Origin of the sequence: Acinetobacter sp. FDAARGOS_724, from assembly GCF_013364475.1 — a bacterium.
GTDB lineage: Bacteria > Pseudomonadota > Gammaproteobacteria > Pseudomonadales > Moraxellaceae > Acinetobacter > Acinetobacter variabilis.
On record NZ_CP054908.1, the window covers coordinates 312,838 to 326,280 of the forward strand.

Here is a 13,443-nt window from a genome sequence, read left to right on the forward strand (position 1 = left end):
TAGAATGATTAGTTTAGAACTTTTATTAGCCTCAGCAATTGGCCTACTCACTGCCACTGGGATCTATCTGATTCTGCGGGCACGTACCTTTCCGGTCGTCCTTGGACTGGCCATGATTGGTTATGCAGTGAACCTGTTTTTATTTGCCATGGGCCGTATTCAGATGAATTCGCCTGCAGTGCTCACCGAAGCCACGCAGGTCACCGATCCTTTACCTCAGGCGCTAGTGCTGACCGCCATTGTAATCGGTTTTGCCACCACCGCCTTTATTGTACAGCTGGCCTTACGTAGCCGTTATGAATCAGGAACAGATCACGTTGATTCCAAAGAAGAAATACCGCAACATGACCCACGCGAGGATGAGCCGTAATGACTGATCTTCTCAACTTCTTGAATCAACACACCCCTATTTTCAGTATTCTTTTACCGGCCTTTACTGCCTTTATTTTAGTACTGTTAGGTAACCCGGGTTCCGGTTCTCTGATTACCGACTGGCGTCAGCCGTGGCGTCGTGGCGTGAGTCATATTTCGACCCTATTGGGTCTGATTATGGCGATTGGCTATCTGATCAATAGCAGCCAAGGGCAAATTAATGTCTACACTTTAAGTGAATGGGCTGCCCCTTTTGGTATTGTGCTGGTCCTAGACCAACTCTCTGCCTTGATGCTGGTACTGACCTATGCACTCGCTTTGCCAATCGTTTGGTATGCCAGCAAAGAATGGGATATTCGCGGGCGCTATTTCCACGCCATGGTGCATTTTTTATTAATGGGGCTTAGTGGTGCCTTTCTGACCGGTGACTTGTTTAACCTGTTCGTGTTCTTCGAGATCCTGTTAATGGCATCCTATGTCCTACTTTTGCATGGGCAAGGCAAGGCACGCTTCCAGCTCGGTGTACATTATGTGGCTATTAACCTGCTCGCTTCTGCCATGTTCCTGATCGGGCTCGGCATGATTTATGGCAGTGTCGGCAGTCTGAATATGGCTGATGTCGCTAGACTGATGCCAACTTTGGCAGGCGATGAACATAAGCTGGCCGTTGCAGGCGGACTGATGCTATTTGTGGTGTTCGGGATCAAGGCAGCCATGTTACCGGTAGGCCTGTGGCTTCCTAAAACGTATGCTGTTGCGACTACTCCGGTGGCTGCCCTGTTTACCATCATGACCAAAGTCGGGATCTACGCGATTATCCGGGTCAATGGCACTGTATTTGATGATGAATATAGCCACCAGATTCTGATGAACTGTCTGCTGGTAATTGGGGTGATTACTTCACTGTATGGGGCATTTGGTGCCATTGGGACTGAACGTCTACGTCGTTTCGTCGGCTTTATGATCCTGTCTTCGGTCGGCACCATTCTGATTGCGATTGCCATGAACAGCACTCAGGCTTGGGCAGGTGCCTTGTACTATATGGTACACAGTACCCTAATTGGCGCAGCGTTTTATATCCTATGTGGCTGGATTACCTCACAACGCGGTGAATTTAAAGATCACTTTAAAATTGCCCCACAGATGAAACAGAATACTTTGGTTTCCATTGTATATTTCATCATTGCCTTGATGATGGCCGGCTTACCACCTTTCAGCGGCTTCTTCGGTAAGGTGTTTATCCTGCAAGCTTCAGGACAGTCTGAGCATCAAATGCTGATTATCTTTACGGTTCTACTGGTCAGCTTACTAAGTATTCTGGCTTTTACCCGGGTCGGTTTTATTCTGTTCTGGCGTTCAAGCAAACCTGAACAGGATGAAAATTCTGCAGAATTCAGCAAGTATGAAGCCTTACCAAGTAAGGCACCGGCACGTAATGACCGGGTTATTTATCTACTATTGCTCAGTCTGACTGCCTTCGTTGTTTTTGCTGCACCGATCTATCAATATAATTATCAGACCGCAGCACAGATTAAAACCAATCCGATTTATGAAGCCGCATTGCTAAAACGTGATGCTGAAGGTAAGTTCATCAGTGTACAGCCATTTGATCCGGGTTATTTACCGGAAACCAAATATGGTGGTGAAACGCCTGATCCAAATGCGCATCTGATTCCTTATGTCATTTCAGAAAATACCTTAAATGGCGAACATATTTCTGAATTTAAACAGCGTCAGATAGATAAACAGTATATTGAACAGAACAAATACGACGACAATCAACTTAAACCGGCGGAGGGACTTTAATGGCTGAATCATTACTTCAACGCTGGTTCCCACATCCTTTCGTTTCGGTCATTGTGGCGATGAGCTGGGTCATGCTGGCCCATAATATGGAAGTCGGCACACTCCTTATGGCAATATTTCTGGCCATTTTGATTCCCCGAATAGTCGCCCCTTTTATTGATTACACACCGAATATCCGGTGGGTGCCAGCGATGCGCCTGTTTTGGGTCGTCGTTTGGGACATCATTGTCGCAAACATTAAGGTAGCGATTCTGGTTCTGGGACCGACCAAAAATCTGCATCCCAAATGGTTTCGTGTTCCTCTGGATACCGAACATGAAGAAGTAAATACTTTACTGGCGATGATCATTACCACGACACCTGGTACAGTTTCTGCGGGGATTGATCAGGACCGTGGCGATATTCTGGTGCATGCCTTAAGCACGGATGATGAAGAGGCCGAAATTGAAACCATCAAACAGCGCTATGAACAACCATTGATTAAAATTTTTAGCGCACAATCAGGAGCTGAAGCATGACCATTCTGCCATATGCATTGCTGATTTGTCTGGGTGCTGTCACGATCTCCATGTTGCTGTGTCTGATCCGGCTGGTCATGGGCCCATCAATCGTCGACCGTCTGCTGGCACTGGACACCCTATTTTTAAATGCAACCTGTCTGGTGGTGATTCTGGGAATCTACTGGAGCAGTACTTTCATGTTTGAAGGTGCCTTACTAGTGGCCATGTTAGGTTTTGTCTCTACCGCTGCCCTTGCCCGCTATTTCACCACTGGCCATGTCATCGACTAGGAGTTCTTAAATGCCTTTAATTTTAGAAATACTAGTTTCGATTTTTTTATTGATTGGCGCGTTCTTTATGCTGGTGGGCGGTATTGGGATGATACGTCTACCCGACCTGTTTATGCGTCTGCATGCACCGACCAAATCCAGTACCTTAGGATTGGGAAGCTTCCTGATCGCTTCTATTATTTTTTCAGCCATCTATGGCCGTTTAGGTTTTGCCGAAGTACTGATTACCCTATTTGCCTTCATTACTGCACCGGTATCTGCCAACCTGATGGCGCAAGCGGCCTTACATTTACGTTTGCGTTCGATGAGTGGTGAAGTGCCAGAAACTCTGGAACGTCCATTGCCTTGGCAGAAAACCCGCCGTCGTGCATTTTATGAAAAGAAAATGAATGATCAAGACTCAAGTAATAGTTAGCCAGTTCGTAAGCGTCCGCTGAACACACCTTATGAATTCGTCCTATAAGCCTTAATTTAGTCCTCACTTAAAAACAAGTGGGAACTTAAATTTATGACTACAAATAACCAGACATCCATCGCATCTCTTACGATAAAACGAAGAACATATAGTGCTGAATTTAAACAGCAGATCGTTCAGGCGTGTAAAGCATCGGAGGTTTCAATTGCTTCGGTCGCTTTGCAACATGGATTGAATACAAATCTTGTATCCAAATGGATTCGCTTAATTGATGCTAAGCCAGGGAATGATCGCTCACTACTACCGAATAAACCTGCATTTATTGCCTTATCTTGCTCTGCACCATTAGATCCTATTTCTACTGGCATGTTAACGGTTCAAATTACTTTACCCCACTCAAAAGCAGAAATTGGCTTGAAATGGCAAGTATCAGAAATGTCTGCTTTAGCAAAATTACTCAAGGCACTTACAACATGATCCGTATCGATGAAATCTGGTTGTCTACTCAGCCCATGGACATGCGTGCAGGTATGGATACGGCCATGGCTCAGGTGGTGAGAGCCTTTGGCTACATCAAACCGCATTGTGCTTACCTGTTCTGTAATAAACGTGGCCATCGCATGAAAGTGCTGGTACATGATGGACTGGGGATCTGGCTGTGTGCTCGGCGGTTGGAACAGGGAAAATTTCACTGGGCTAAAGTTCACCAGGGTGAAAGCGTAGCCCTCAGCCCAGAACAGTTACAGGCACTGATCCAGGGTTTGCCTTGGCAGCGCATTGGACGACAGCAAGTGGTCACAATGCTCTAAACTAGCTTGGTCCAAGTTGCTATTCTCCAAACGTTCTATTTCATTCTTCTCATGACCTCAGGCATACTGCGGTCATGAATACACTGCCTGATTTAAGCCAACTGACCCATGAACAACTGCTGGAATTTACTAGACAGTTGGCAATGCAACATCAGTCTCTGGCACAATCAAACCAGCAATTAGATGCCAAAGTTCAGCATCTTGAAGTATCCAATCTGCAATTAGATGCCAAAGTTCAGCATCTTTCCATTCTCAATCAAAAATACGAGCATGAACTTGCGCTGTTTAAAAAGCACAAATTCGGCAGTAAAAACGAACATCTCACCGCAAAACAAATCCATCTCTGGGATGAAGCGGTCGAAGAAGATATTGCCGCTGTTGATCTGGAACTGGAACGGCTGAATGCAGATAAAACTGATGCAGCGACACACAAAGCCACAGTCAACAAACCTAAACGTCGACTGCTGCCCGATCATCTACACACCATCCGTATTGAGCATGAACCTGCATCAACCCAATGCAGTTGTGGCTGCCAGTTACGTCGTATCGGCGAAGATATCAGTGAAAAACTGCATTTCAGACCGGCACAGTTCTATAAGGAACAGCATGTACGTGGCAAATGGGTCTGTGATCAGTGTGACACCCTGACTCAGCAAGCGATGCCCGCCTATGTGATTGATAAAGGTATTGCCAGTCCTGAACTGCTCAGCCATGTGCTGGTATCGAAGTATGCCGATCATTTGCCGCTGTACCGTCAGCGCCTGATCTATCAGCGGGCGGGCATTGATCTGTCCAGATCCACGTTATCTGACTGGATTGGTCGCTGCGGTGTAGAACTGGAACCTCTGGCCAATGCCTTAAAACAGGTGGTGCTGCAACAGCGGGTGATCCATGCCGATGAAACACCAGTCACCATCATGCGGATGGGTGATGATGAGAAAAAACCGAAGAAAGGTTATGTCTGGGCCTATGCCACTACACAGTACAATCCAGTTCAAGCGGTGATCTATGACTTTCAGGATAGCCGTTCAGGTCAGCATGCAGAAGAGTTCCTGAATGGCTGGCAGGGCCATCTGGTCTGTGATGATTACAGTGGTTATAAAGCACGCTTTAAATCAGGCGATGTCATTGAGGTGGGCTGCATGGCGCATGCGCGTCGTAAATTCCATGAGCTACATGTGACTGGGAAAAGTCAGATCGCTGAACAGGCATTAGTGCTGATTCAGAAACTGTATGCGATAGAAGCAGAACTCAGGAAAAAGACCGATAGTACAGCAGAACACCGCCGCGAATACCGACAACAGCATAGCCAACCGGTGATGCAACAACTGTATGAATGGCTCAACCAGCATCAACTGACGGTGCCATCGAGTTCTCCAACCGCCAAGGCCATCAATTACACTCTGAAGCGTTGGCCAGCTTTAAGCCGCTATCTGGATGATGGCAATCTACCGATTTGCAATAATTGGGTGGAAAACCAAGTGCGGCCTTGGGCGTTGGGACGTAAGAACTGGTTATTTGCAGGTTCGCTGCGTAGTGGTCAGCGAGCGGCAAACATCATGACTTTAATCCAGTCAGCAAAGCTGAATGGGTTGGATCCGTATGCCTATTTAAGTGATGTGCTGAAAAGATTGCCGACCCATAAAGTGACCCAAATAGAAGAATTGCTACCACACCGCTGGAAATCCAACTCAAATTAAAAAATAGACATGGGGTTCAGCGGACGCTTACGCCAGTTCTACTTAAAAGTTCAGTAATAAAAAAGCCACCCTAAGGTGGCTTTTTTATTGAGCTTTATAAAAGCTTATTCTTCATCTTTCTTATCTTCAGCAGGAGGTAAATCCTTCACTGCTTCAGCAATCAGACCAAACATATAGTTACCATATGCATTGGTTTTGTCGTAATGGAAACGTAGACGAGGTGTAATACGTGTCTTGATCCGACGGCTCAGTTCATGGCGCAAGAACCCAGATGCCTTATTCAGGACATCGAGTGTTTCTTTATTTGCCGCTTCACTTTGCTCATCACCCAGTTCACGCCCCATTACTGTGACATAAACTTCTGCATATCCTAAGTCTGGGCTCACCTTCACGGCTGAGATGGTCACCAGACCCCCCAGACGTGGATCTTTCAGCTCCTGACGGATCAGTTCAGACAACTCACGTTGTACCGTATCCGCCATACGCTTAAGACGTTGACTACCCGCCATTAAAGACTCCGTTTAATCAATTGCACATCATACACTTCGATCTTGTCGAGAGGTTTGATGTCTTTATAGCCTTTCACCGCAAGACCACATTCCATACCGGCACGAACTTCTTCCACCACTTCTTTATAGCGACGAAGAGATTCTAGCTCACCCTGGAAGATCACCACGTCATCACGTAATACGCGAATCGGTTTATTACGGTGTAATACGCCTTCAAGGACCATACAGCCTGCTGCAGCACCAAATTTGCTTGAGTGGAACACTTCACGTACTTGAGCAACACCCAAGATCGTTTCACGGTGTTCAGGAGCAAGCTTACCGCTCATCGCTGCTTTCACGTCATCAATCAATTGATAGATTACTGAGTAGTAACGAATGTCGATACTGTCTGCATCTGCTTTTTGACGTGCAGTATTGTCGGCACGTACGTTAAAGCCCAGAAGAACCGCTTCTGAAGATTCAGCAAGTGTTACGTCAGATTCAGTAATCGCACCTACACCAGAACCGATAATACGTACTTTTACTTCATCCGTTGAAAGCTCAGCCAATGCAACATGCAGTGCTTCCAATGTACCGCGTACATCAGTTTTCAATACCACATTGACGATTGGCACATCTTTTTTGCCCATAGACGCCATGATGTTTTCAAGACGCATTGCAGATTGACGTTCAAGACGTTTTTGACGTTCACGATCCATACGCGCATCGGCAACTTCACGTGCTTTCTTCTCGTCATTCACAACAAGAACTTCGTCACCTGCCATCGGCGCTTCTGGAAGACCCAGAATTTCAACTGGAATCGAAGGACCTGCAGACTTGATACGTTTACCGTTTTCATCGGTCATGGCACGAACGCGGCCATAAGATGAACCAGCAAGAACCAGATCACCCACTTTCAGCGTACCGTTTTGTACAAGAATAGAAGTCACTGCACCGCGGCCTTTATCAACACGCGCTTCAATCACAACACCTTGTGCCGCACCTTCTTCAGACGCCTTCAATTCAAGCAATTCAGACTGAATTAAAATCAGGTCAAGAAGTTCGTCAATACCCGCACCAGTATGTGCAGATACTTTCGCGACAGGAACGTCACCGCCCCATTCTTCAGGTACGATTTCTTTGGTGGTCAATTCGTTCAATACGCGATCTGGATCAGCAGAGTCTTTATCCATCTTGTTGATTGCAACAATGATTGGCGTACCCGCTGCACGTGCGTGATCGATTGCTTCTGCAGTTTGTGGCATCACGCCATCGTCTGCTGCAACAACCAAGACTACGATATCAGTCGCTTTGGCACCACGTGAACGCATTGCAGTAAACGCTGCGTGTCCCGGAGTATCAAGGAATGTGATACTACCTTTATCAGTCGTTACATGATAAGCACCGATATGCTGGGTAATGCCACCTGCTTCACCTTGCGCCACTTTGGCACGACGAATACGGTCCAGAAGCGATGTTTTACCATGGTCAACGTGACCCATAATCGTAACAACTGGCGCACGAGTAGTTTGCGCACCACGAGCTTCTTCAGCCTGTTCAAGCAGGTTATCTTCAACTGCAGTTTCAGAAACCAGTACCGGGTTATGGCCCATTTCTTCAACCACAAGTGCTGCGATTTCCTGATCGATCGCCTGGTTTTGAGTAACCAGTTCACCCATTTTCATCAGTGACTTGATCACTTCACGAACCTTAACCGCCATTTTCGCAGCAAGGTCAGCAACGACAATCGTTTCACCGATTTCAACGTCATAAACCTGTTTTTTCACTGGTTTTTCAAAACCATGCTTGTTCGCTTGGCTAGATTTCAGACCACGTTTGTGTGAGTTATCACGGAAAGACTGCTCTTCACCACGACGACCACCTTTCTTCGGTGAACGTGTATTTGAAGTATTGGTACCACGTTTAATTTCGCGGTCTTCTTTCGCAAATGAGTCTTCATATGCCTGGCCAACCAGACCAGCAGCAAGTGGAGAATCATCAATCACACGAATGGTTGCAGTGGTATCTTCAGAAGAATACTTCGACGCCATCTTGCGCATTTGCTCAAGGGTACGTTGTTGTGCTTCTTCAGCTGCCTTACGACGTGCCGCTTCTTCAGCTGCTTTTAATTGAGCGGCTTGAGCTTCACGTGCTTTTTTCTGTTCTGCTGTTTCAACTTGTTTAACCGCTGCTTTCACAATCGGCTTGTTAGTTGATTTGCGTTTTACCACAACAGCTGCTTTAGGTGTTTCCTGTTTCTCAGTTTCTTGTTTCTGAGCTGCACGCATTGCTTCTAGGGCTTTGCTTGCATTGTTTGTACCCGATTTAGGTGCATCAGCAGGTTTTCTAGCTGGTGCTGACTTCTGTTCAGCTTCTGCTTTCGCTTGCTGTTCAGCTTGAGCCTTCGCTAAAGCTTCTGCTTTAATTTGTTCCGGGTCTGGCTTGACGAATGTATGTTTCTTGCGAACTTCTACATTAATCGTTTTCGCCTTACCTGAAGTACTTGCCACTTTAGCAGTACTGGTCGTTTTACGTTTCAACGTGATTTGTCCTGCATGGCCATCTGAACCTTGTGTCTTTTTCACATGATTCATTAAGCGATCTTGTTGTTCGGTGGTAATAATATCGTCAGCTTTACGCTGTGGTAAACCTGCCTCACGAACCTGCTCTAGGAGCTTATCAACATGGCGACCCACGCTGAGTGCTAACTCTTTAATCGACTTGTCCGTCATATACTACCTCCTAGTTAAACCATGATTCGCGCGCTTTCATAATAAGTTGACCGGCTTTCTCAGCACCGAGACCTTCGATATCTTCAATATCATCAGTCGCTTGGTCAGCTAAGTCATCTACGGTTACCACACCACGAGCTGCGAGAGCTTGCGCGATCTCTGCTGTCATGCCTTCCATTGCAACAAGTTCTTCACTTGGCGCTTGTACGTTTTCTTGCTGTTGTAATGCATCAGCAAGTGCAATTTCTTTCGCACGGCTTTGCAGTAGTTCAACCAGTTCCGCATCCAGTTCGATTTCATCAAACGTTTCTGGCGGTACGTAAGCAATTTCTTCAAGCGAGGTGAAGCCCATTTCTACCAACGCCATCGCCAAATCTTCAGCAATATCCAGACGTGTAACAAACATGTCCAGGTATTTTTGTGCTTCGCTTTGCTGACGTGCGTAGTATTCTTCTTCCAGCATCATGTCCAGCTTGTAGCCAGTCAATTCAGATGCCAGACGAACGTTTTGACCTTGTGAACCAATTGCACGAGCTAGCTGATCACTAGTCGCGAAAATGATATCTGCAGTACGTGCATCTTCATCGATGACAATACTAGATACATCGGCTGGTTCTAATGCGCTTGCGATATATTGCGCAGGATCATCCGACCAAACCACTACATCAATACGCTCGCCATTGAGCTCTTGCTGTACAGCCTGGATACGTGTACCACGCATACCAATACAAGCACCCACCGGGTCAATACGGTGGTCGTTGGTTTTCACTGCAATTTTAGCACGAACACCCGGTTGACGAGCTGCAGCCTTAATTTCAATGATTTCTTCAGAAATTTCAGGAATTTCTTTTTTCATCAATGCAATCAGCATTTCCGGTTTAGCACGTGACAACAATAATTGTGCACCACGGCCTTCACGGTTAACGCTGTATAGAATCGCATTTACGCGTTGTTTCGGACGAAGGATTTCCTTCGGAATCATCTCTTCACGTGCCAGATACGCTTCTGCGTTGTCACCCAAGTCAATGATAAAACCATCTTTGGTTTGTTTTTTCACTTCACCATAGATCAGCTCACCGACTTTAGATTCATAAGCATCAGCAACTAGTGCACGTTCTGCTTCGCGGATCTTCTGTACAATCACCTGTTTCGCGATCTGGGCAGCAATACGACCGAAATCGATTGATTCTACTTCCAGTTCACGGATATCACCAATCGACCATTGTGCTGGATCCACATCAGAGATCGCATCCTGACAGGCAGGCATTTCATGATCTTCATCAGCCACCACTTCCCATTGACGGAAAGTACGGTAATCACCAGTTTTACGGTCAATTTCTACACGAAGACGAGCTTCTTCCGAGTGAGTCCCCTCGTAGAATTTCTTCTTAGTCGCTGCAACCAAAGCTTGTTCTAGCGCTTCAAAAATTGCTTCACGACTTACACCTTTTTCGTTACTAACCGTTTCAACCACGGTAAGAATTTCACGTGCCATAAGTCACCTATTCGTTCAGATTCTTATTAATTGAATTAATCTTGATAGACCAAGTTTGCTTTATCGATATTGTGACTGTCGATATCCAAAATCTGTTGCTTTTCTACTTCAACTTGAATCATTTCATTTTCAAGGTCGACTGCAACCAGTTTTGCCTGGAATTTACGACGGTTATCTACCGCACTGATCAGACGTAGTGCTACGGTATGACCAATATAGCCTGACATCTGTTCGAGCTGGAAGAATGGACGATCCCAACCTGGTGAAGACACTTCAAGCGAATATTCACCTGAGATTGGATCATGTACATCCAAGATCGCGCCGACTTGCTGTGTGACACGCACACAGTCCTGAACCCCAATACCACGACCCTGCTCTTCTTCGCCATCTTCATTGACAACAGGTGCTGCATTTTCATCGACCGGTTTGTCGATATAGATCCGTAATAATGAACGTTTGCCTTGTGGCAGGAATTCAATCCCCCACAGGTTTACATCACAGGCTTCAACTGCTGGTGCAATCAAGTCCTGAAGTGCTTGAGTTTTATTTGATAGCTTCATTTACTCTCGTCATCTGGTGCGATTTTATGATCTATTTGACCACTACAAACCAATACAAACTATAGTAGTAGTGAAACATGGAGATTTGACCAAATATTGTCGACACTACACGATAGCCAATAAAAAAGGGCGTAAATCGCCCCAATTAATACACAATTTGAACTTTTTTCAAATCCCACTGTGCAAAAAGGCCCACCATAGTTGTGAGCCTCTTTTAAGAAACTTGGTAGCGGGAGCTGGATTTGAACCAACGACCTTCGGGTTATGAGCCCGACGAGCTACCAGACTGCTCCATCCCGCATCAACGTGCAAAAATTATATACAAAAGATGCGAACTTTTCAATCACAACCACATCATTCTGCATATTTGTTATCTGTTACTGAAAAATTGGTAGCGGGAGCTGGATTTGAACCAACGACCTTCGGGTTATGAGCCCGACGAGCTACCAGACTGCTCCATCCCGCATCAGCATACAAATAACGTTCAGCTTAACATTCTATCATTAAACCGCCTTTAAAGTTTGCATCTTTAAAGGATTGGTAGCGGGGGCTGGATTTGAACCAACGACCTTCGGGTTATGAGCCCGACGAGCTACCAGACTGCTCCACCCCGCAACAACATGCAAATAATCCTTCTCAACTTAAATCAGATTTAAGCTGCCTTTTAAAAATTTGCGTCTTTAAAAAAGGATTGATTGGTAGCGGGAGCTGGATTTGAACCAACGACCTTCGGGTTATGAGCCCGACGAGCTACCAGACTGCTCCATCCCGCATCAACAGAAGTTTTTTTAGCTGCATACACCAACTTATGTTCTGGATTATAAGTTGGTGCGGAAGGGGGGACTTGAACCCCCACGCCCGAAAGCACTACCACCTCAAGGTAGCGTGTCTACCAATTCCACCACCACCGCAGCTGTGACGCATTCTAGTCGCATCACTGAAAAAAAGAAAGGTTTAATTAAAATTATTCGGTCGTTTGTGGTGCAGTTGGTGAAGTTTCAACCGGTTGCGCAGGCGCAGTTGGAGCTGATTGAATTGAAGACAAACTGTACGCATCAGTGGTCTGTTTCTTGGCAAGAATCGCCAAAGTAATACTGGTTACAAAGAACAATGCGGTAAAAACTGCCGTCAAACGGGTCATGAAATTACCCGAACCCGAGGCACCAAAGATCGTTGCCGCACCGCCGCCACCGAATGATGCACCTGCATCCGCACCTTTACCATGCTGAACCAAAATCAAGACAATCATCAAAATCGCTAAGATAATATGTACTACCAGCACAAAAGTTTGCATGCTGAACTCCTAATTATTGTGTATTTGCAAATGCTTGAGCAATTTGATGGAACGACTCAGCATTGAGCGATGCACCACCCACCAATGCCCCGTTAATGTCAGGACAGGCTGCTAACTCTACTGCATTTTCCGGTTTTACACTACCACCATATAAAATCGCCATAGTCGCAGCATAACCTGTAATCTGGCTCAAGCCCTGACGGATCTGGGCATGCATGGCCTGCGCATCTTCCGGAGAAGCTGTTTTACCGGTACCAATGGCCCAGATTGGCTCATAAGCAATCACGATATTTTTCCACTGCTCGCCTGCAACCACAGTCGCGATATCACAAATCTGTTGCAGAACCACTGCTTCTGCCTGCCCTGCTTCACGCTGTTCCAGACTTTCGCCCACACAGTAAATTACGGTTAAGCCAGCATTTAAGGCATTCTTGATTTTAGCATTTAGAATCTGTGAACTTTCAGCAAAAATTTCACGACGTTCAGAGTGTCCAATCAATACATAGTGAATCTGGCTATCAGCCAATAATTCAGCACTTACTTCCCCGGTATAAGCGCCTGTACCTGAAATACGTGATACATCTTGTGCTACGGTATATACAGGGCGATTTGCAGAAGCAAATTCAGTTTGAATTTGAGTTAAGGCAAGGGTTGTCGGTGCCACACCCAAATGACATTTCTCTGTTGAAACTGGTGCAGACTCAAGCAAGTCTTTGAAATTTTGAACCAAAGCCTGGGCATCTGCTTGCATTGGATTCATTTTCCAGTTGCCCACTACCCAAGGGGTAATCGTCGAAACCGACATAAATAACCTATTTCACTGACATATCTTGAATTGGGCACATTCTACACGGAATTGTAAAATTTAAAGAATAGTTTTATTCATCCTATTTCTCAGTTTAGACTATTCAAAATGGATATTTTTTGTTATCACTGAAAAAAATGCCCGGTTCTTCCGACCAGTTCAAGCTTTTACTGAATA

The 13,443-nt window shown here is 45.7% G+C and carries 14 protein-coding genes and 5 tRNA genes; 8 read left to right on the forward strand and 11 right to left on the reverse strand.

Annotation, left to right across the window (positions count from 1 at the left end):
* The first annotated feature begins 4 nt into the window (after positions 1 to 4).
* The 8 genes from FOC32_RS02820 (at position 5) to tnpC (ending at position 5,892) form a co-directional block, all read left to right on the forward strand.
* Positions 5 to 370, forward strand: a complete 366-nt coding sequence (locus FOC32_RS02820; protein WP_004787185.1) for a Na+/H+ antiporter subunit C — start codon at positions 5 to 7, stop codon at positions 368 to 370.
* A complete protein-coding gene (locus tag FOC32_RS02825; protein ID WP_175966275.1) occupies positions 370 to 2,178 on the forward strand; it encodes a monovalent cation/H+ antiporter subunit D in 1,809 nt (602 codons plus the stop codon). The genes FOC32_RS02820 and FOC32_RS02825 overlap by 1 nt, the downstream gene beginning before the upstream one ends.
* On the forward strand, positions 2,178 to 2,696 hold the full coding sequence (locus FOC32_RS02830) for a Na+/H+ antiporter subunit E (protein WP_175966276.1): 519 nt from the start codon (positions 2,178 to 2,180) through the stop codon (positions 2,694 to 2,696). The genes FOC32_RS02825 and FOC32_RS02830 overlap by 1 nt, the downstream gene beginning before the upstream one ends.
* A complete protein-coding gene (locus FOC32_RS02835; RefSeq protein WP_004787192.1) occupies positions 2,693 to 2,968 on the forward strand; it encodes a monovalent cation/H+ antiporter subunit F in 276 nt (91 codons plus the stop codon). The genes FOC32_RS02830 and FOC32_RS02835 overlap by 4 nt, the downstream gene beginning before the upstream one ends.
* Positions 2,969 to 2,978: 10 nt before the next feature.
* The gene (locus FOC32_RS02840; protein WP_175966277.1) at positions 2,979 to 3,383 is read left to right on the forward strand and encodes a Na+/H+ antiporter subunit G; all 405 of its coding nucleotides are present in this window, start codon (positions 2,979 to 2,981) and stop codon (positions 3,381 to 3,383) included.
* 93 nt (positions 3,384 to 3,476) lie between these two features.
* Positions 3,477 to 3,860 (forward strand): IS66-like element accessory protein TnpA, encoded by a 384-nt coding sequence (gene tnpA, locus FOC32_RS02845; RefSeq protein WP_005100737.1) that lies wholly within the window; start codon positions 3,477 to 3,479, stop codon positions 3,858 to 3,860.
* Positions 3,857 to 4,192: an IS66 family insertion sequence element accessory protein TnpB gene (gene tnpB / locus FOC32_RS02850; protein WP_004642106.1), complete on the forward strand. Its 336-nt coding sequence runs from the start codon at positions 3,857 to 3,859 to the stop codon at positions 4,190 to 4,192. Before tnpA ends, tnpB begins: the two co-directional genes overlap by 4 nt.
* A 74-nt stretch (positions 4,193 to 4,266) precedes the next feature.
* Positions 4,267 to 5,892, forward strand: a complete 1,626-nt coding sequence (gene tnpC / locus FOC32_RS02855) for an IS66 family transposase (RefSeq protein WP_175965981.1) — start codon at positions 4,267 to 4,269, stop codon at positions 5,890 to 5,892.
* 104 nt (positions 5,893 to 5,996) lie between these two features.
* On the opposite strand, the gene FOC32_RS02860 is transcribed toward tnpC, so the two are convergent.
* The 11 genes from FOC32_RS02860 to tpiA all read right to left on the reverse strand — a co-directional run bounded on the left by FOC32_RS02860 (position 5,997) and on the right by tpiA (position 13,266).
* The gene (locus FOC32_RS02860) at positions 5,997 to 6,401 is read right to left on the reverse strand and encodes a ribosome-binding factor A (RefSeq protein WP_004810065.1); all 405 of its coding nucleotides are present in this window, start codon (positions 6,399 to 6,401) and stop codon (positions 5,997 to 5,999) included.
* Positions 6,401 to 9,112 (reverse strand): translation initiation factor IF-2, encoded by a 2,712-nt coding sequence (infB, locus tag FOC32_RS02865; RefSeq protein ID WP_175966278.1) that lies wholly within the window; start codon positions 9,110 to 9,112, stop codon positions 6,401 to 6,403. The genes FOC32_RS02860 and infB overlap by 1 nt, the downstream gene beginning before the upstream one ends.
* Before the next feature lie 10 nt (positions 9,113 to 9,122).
* Positions 9,123 to 10,607 (reverse strand): transcription termination factor NusA, encoded by a 1,485-nt coding sequence (nusA, locus tag FOC32_RS02870; RefSeq protein ID WP_004787201.1) that lies wholly within the window; start codon positions 10,605 to 10,607, stop codon positions 9,123 to 9,125.
* Positions 10,608 to 10,642: 35 nt separating this feature from the next.
* Complete coding sequence (gene rimP / locus FOC32_RS02875) at positions 10,643 to 11,167, reverse strand: ribosome maturation factor RimP (protein WP_034169753.1); 525 nt, start codon at positions 11,165 to 11,167, stop codon at positions 10,643 to 10,645.
* Positions 11,168 to 11,391: 224 nt separating this feature from the next.
* A tRNA-Met gene (locus tag FOC32_RS02880) sits at positions 11,392 to 11,468 on the reverse strand.
* An 88-nt stretch (positions 11,469 to 11,556) separates the two neighbouring features.
* A tRNA-Met gene (locus FOC32_RS02885) sits at positions 11,557 to 11,633 on the reverse strand.
* Between the two features lie 72 nt (positions 11,634 to 11,705).
* A tRNA-Met gene (locus tag FOC32_RS02890) sits at positions 11,706 to 11,782 on the reverse strand.
* An 81-nt stretch (positions 11,783 to 11,863) separates the two neighbouring features.
* Positions 11,864 to 11,940: transfer RNA gene (locus tag FOC32_RS02895), tRNA-Met, on the reverse strand.
* Positions 11,941 to 11,993: 53 nt separating this feature from the next.
* Positions 11,994 to 12,078, reverse strand: a tRNA-Leu gene (locus tag FOC32_RS02900).
* A 53-nt stretch (positions 12,079 to 12,131) separates the two neighbouring features.
* Entirely contained in the window at positions 12,132 to 12,461 is a 330-nt protein-coding gene (gene secG / locus FOC32_RS02905) for a preprotein translocase subunit SecG (protein WP_004787204.1), read from the reverse strand.
* Between the two features lie 13 nt (positions 12,462 to 12,474).
* Complete coding sequence (gene tpiA, locus FOC32_RS02910; RefSeq protein ID WP_175966279.1) at positions 12,475 to 13,266, reverse strand: triose-phosphate isomerase; 792 nt, start codon at positions 13,264 to 13,266, stop codon at positions 12,475 to 12,477.
* Positions 13,267 to 13,443 lie beyond the last annotated feature (177 nt).

Bases quoted from the DNA above. Each gene is read 5' to 3' on its own strand.
- secG (WP_004787204.1), bottom strand. From the start codon at position 12,461: ATGCAAACTTTTGTGCTGGTAGTACATATTATCTTAGCGATTTTGATG.
- rimP (WP_034169753.1), bottom strand. From the start codon at position 11,167: ATGAAGCTATCAAATAAAACTCAAGCACTTCAGGACTTGATTGCACCA.
- FOC32_RS02835 (WP_004787192.1), top strand. From the start codon at position 2,693: ATGACCATTCTGCCATATGCATTGCTGATTTGTCTGGGTGCTGTCACG.
- FOC32_RS02860 (WP_004810065.1), bottom strand. From the start codon at position 6,401: ATGGCGGGTAGTCAACGTCTTAAGCGTATGGCGGATACGGTACAACGT.
- FOC32_RS02840 (WP_175966277.1), top strand. From the start codon at position 2,979: ATGCCTTTAATTTTAGAAATACTAGTTTCGATTTTTTTATTGATTGGC.
- tpiA (WP_175966279.1), bottom strand. From the start codon at position 13,266: ATGTCGGTTTCGACGATTACCCCTTGGGTAGTGGGCAACTGGAAAATG.
- tnpB (WP_004642106.1), top strand. From the start codon at position 3,857: ATGATCCGTATCGATGAAATCTGGTTGTCTACTCAGCCCATGGACATG.
- tnpC (WP_175965981.1), top strand. From the start codon at position 4,267: ATGAATACACTGCCTGATTTAAGCCAACTGACCCATGAACAACTGCTG.
- infB (WP_175966278.1), bottom strand. From the start codon at position 9,112: ATGACGGACAAGTCGATTAAAGAGTTAGCACTCAGCGTGGGTCGCCAT.
- nusA (WP_004787201.1), bottom strand. From the start codon at position 10,607: ATGGCACGTGAAATTCTTACCGTGGTTGAAACGGTTAGTAACGAAAAA.
- FOC32_RS02825 (WP_175966275.1), top strand. From the start codon at position 370: ATGACTGATCTTCTCAACTTCTTGAATCAACACACCCCTATTTTCAGT.
- FOC32_RS02830 (WP_175966276.1), top strand. From the start codon at position 2,178: ATGGCTGAATCATTACTTCAACGCTGGTTCCCACATCCTTTCGTTTCG.
- FOC32_RS02820 (WP_004787185.1), top strand. From the start codon at position 5: ATGATTAGTTTAGAACTTTTATTAGCCTCAGCAATTGGCCTACTCACT.
- tnpA (WP_005100737.1), top strand. From the start codon at position 3,477: ATGACTACAAATAACCAGACATCCATCGCATCTCTTACGATAAAACGA.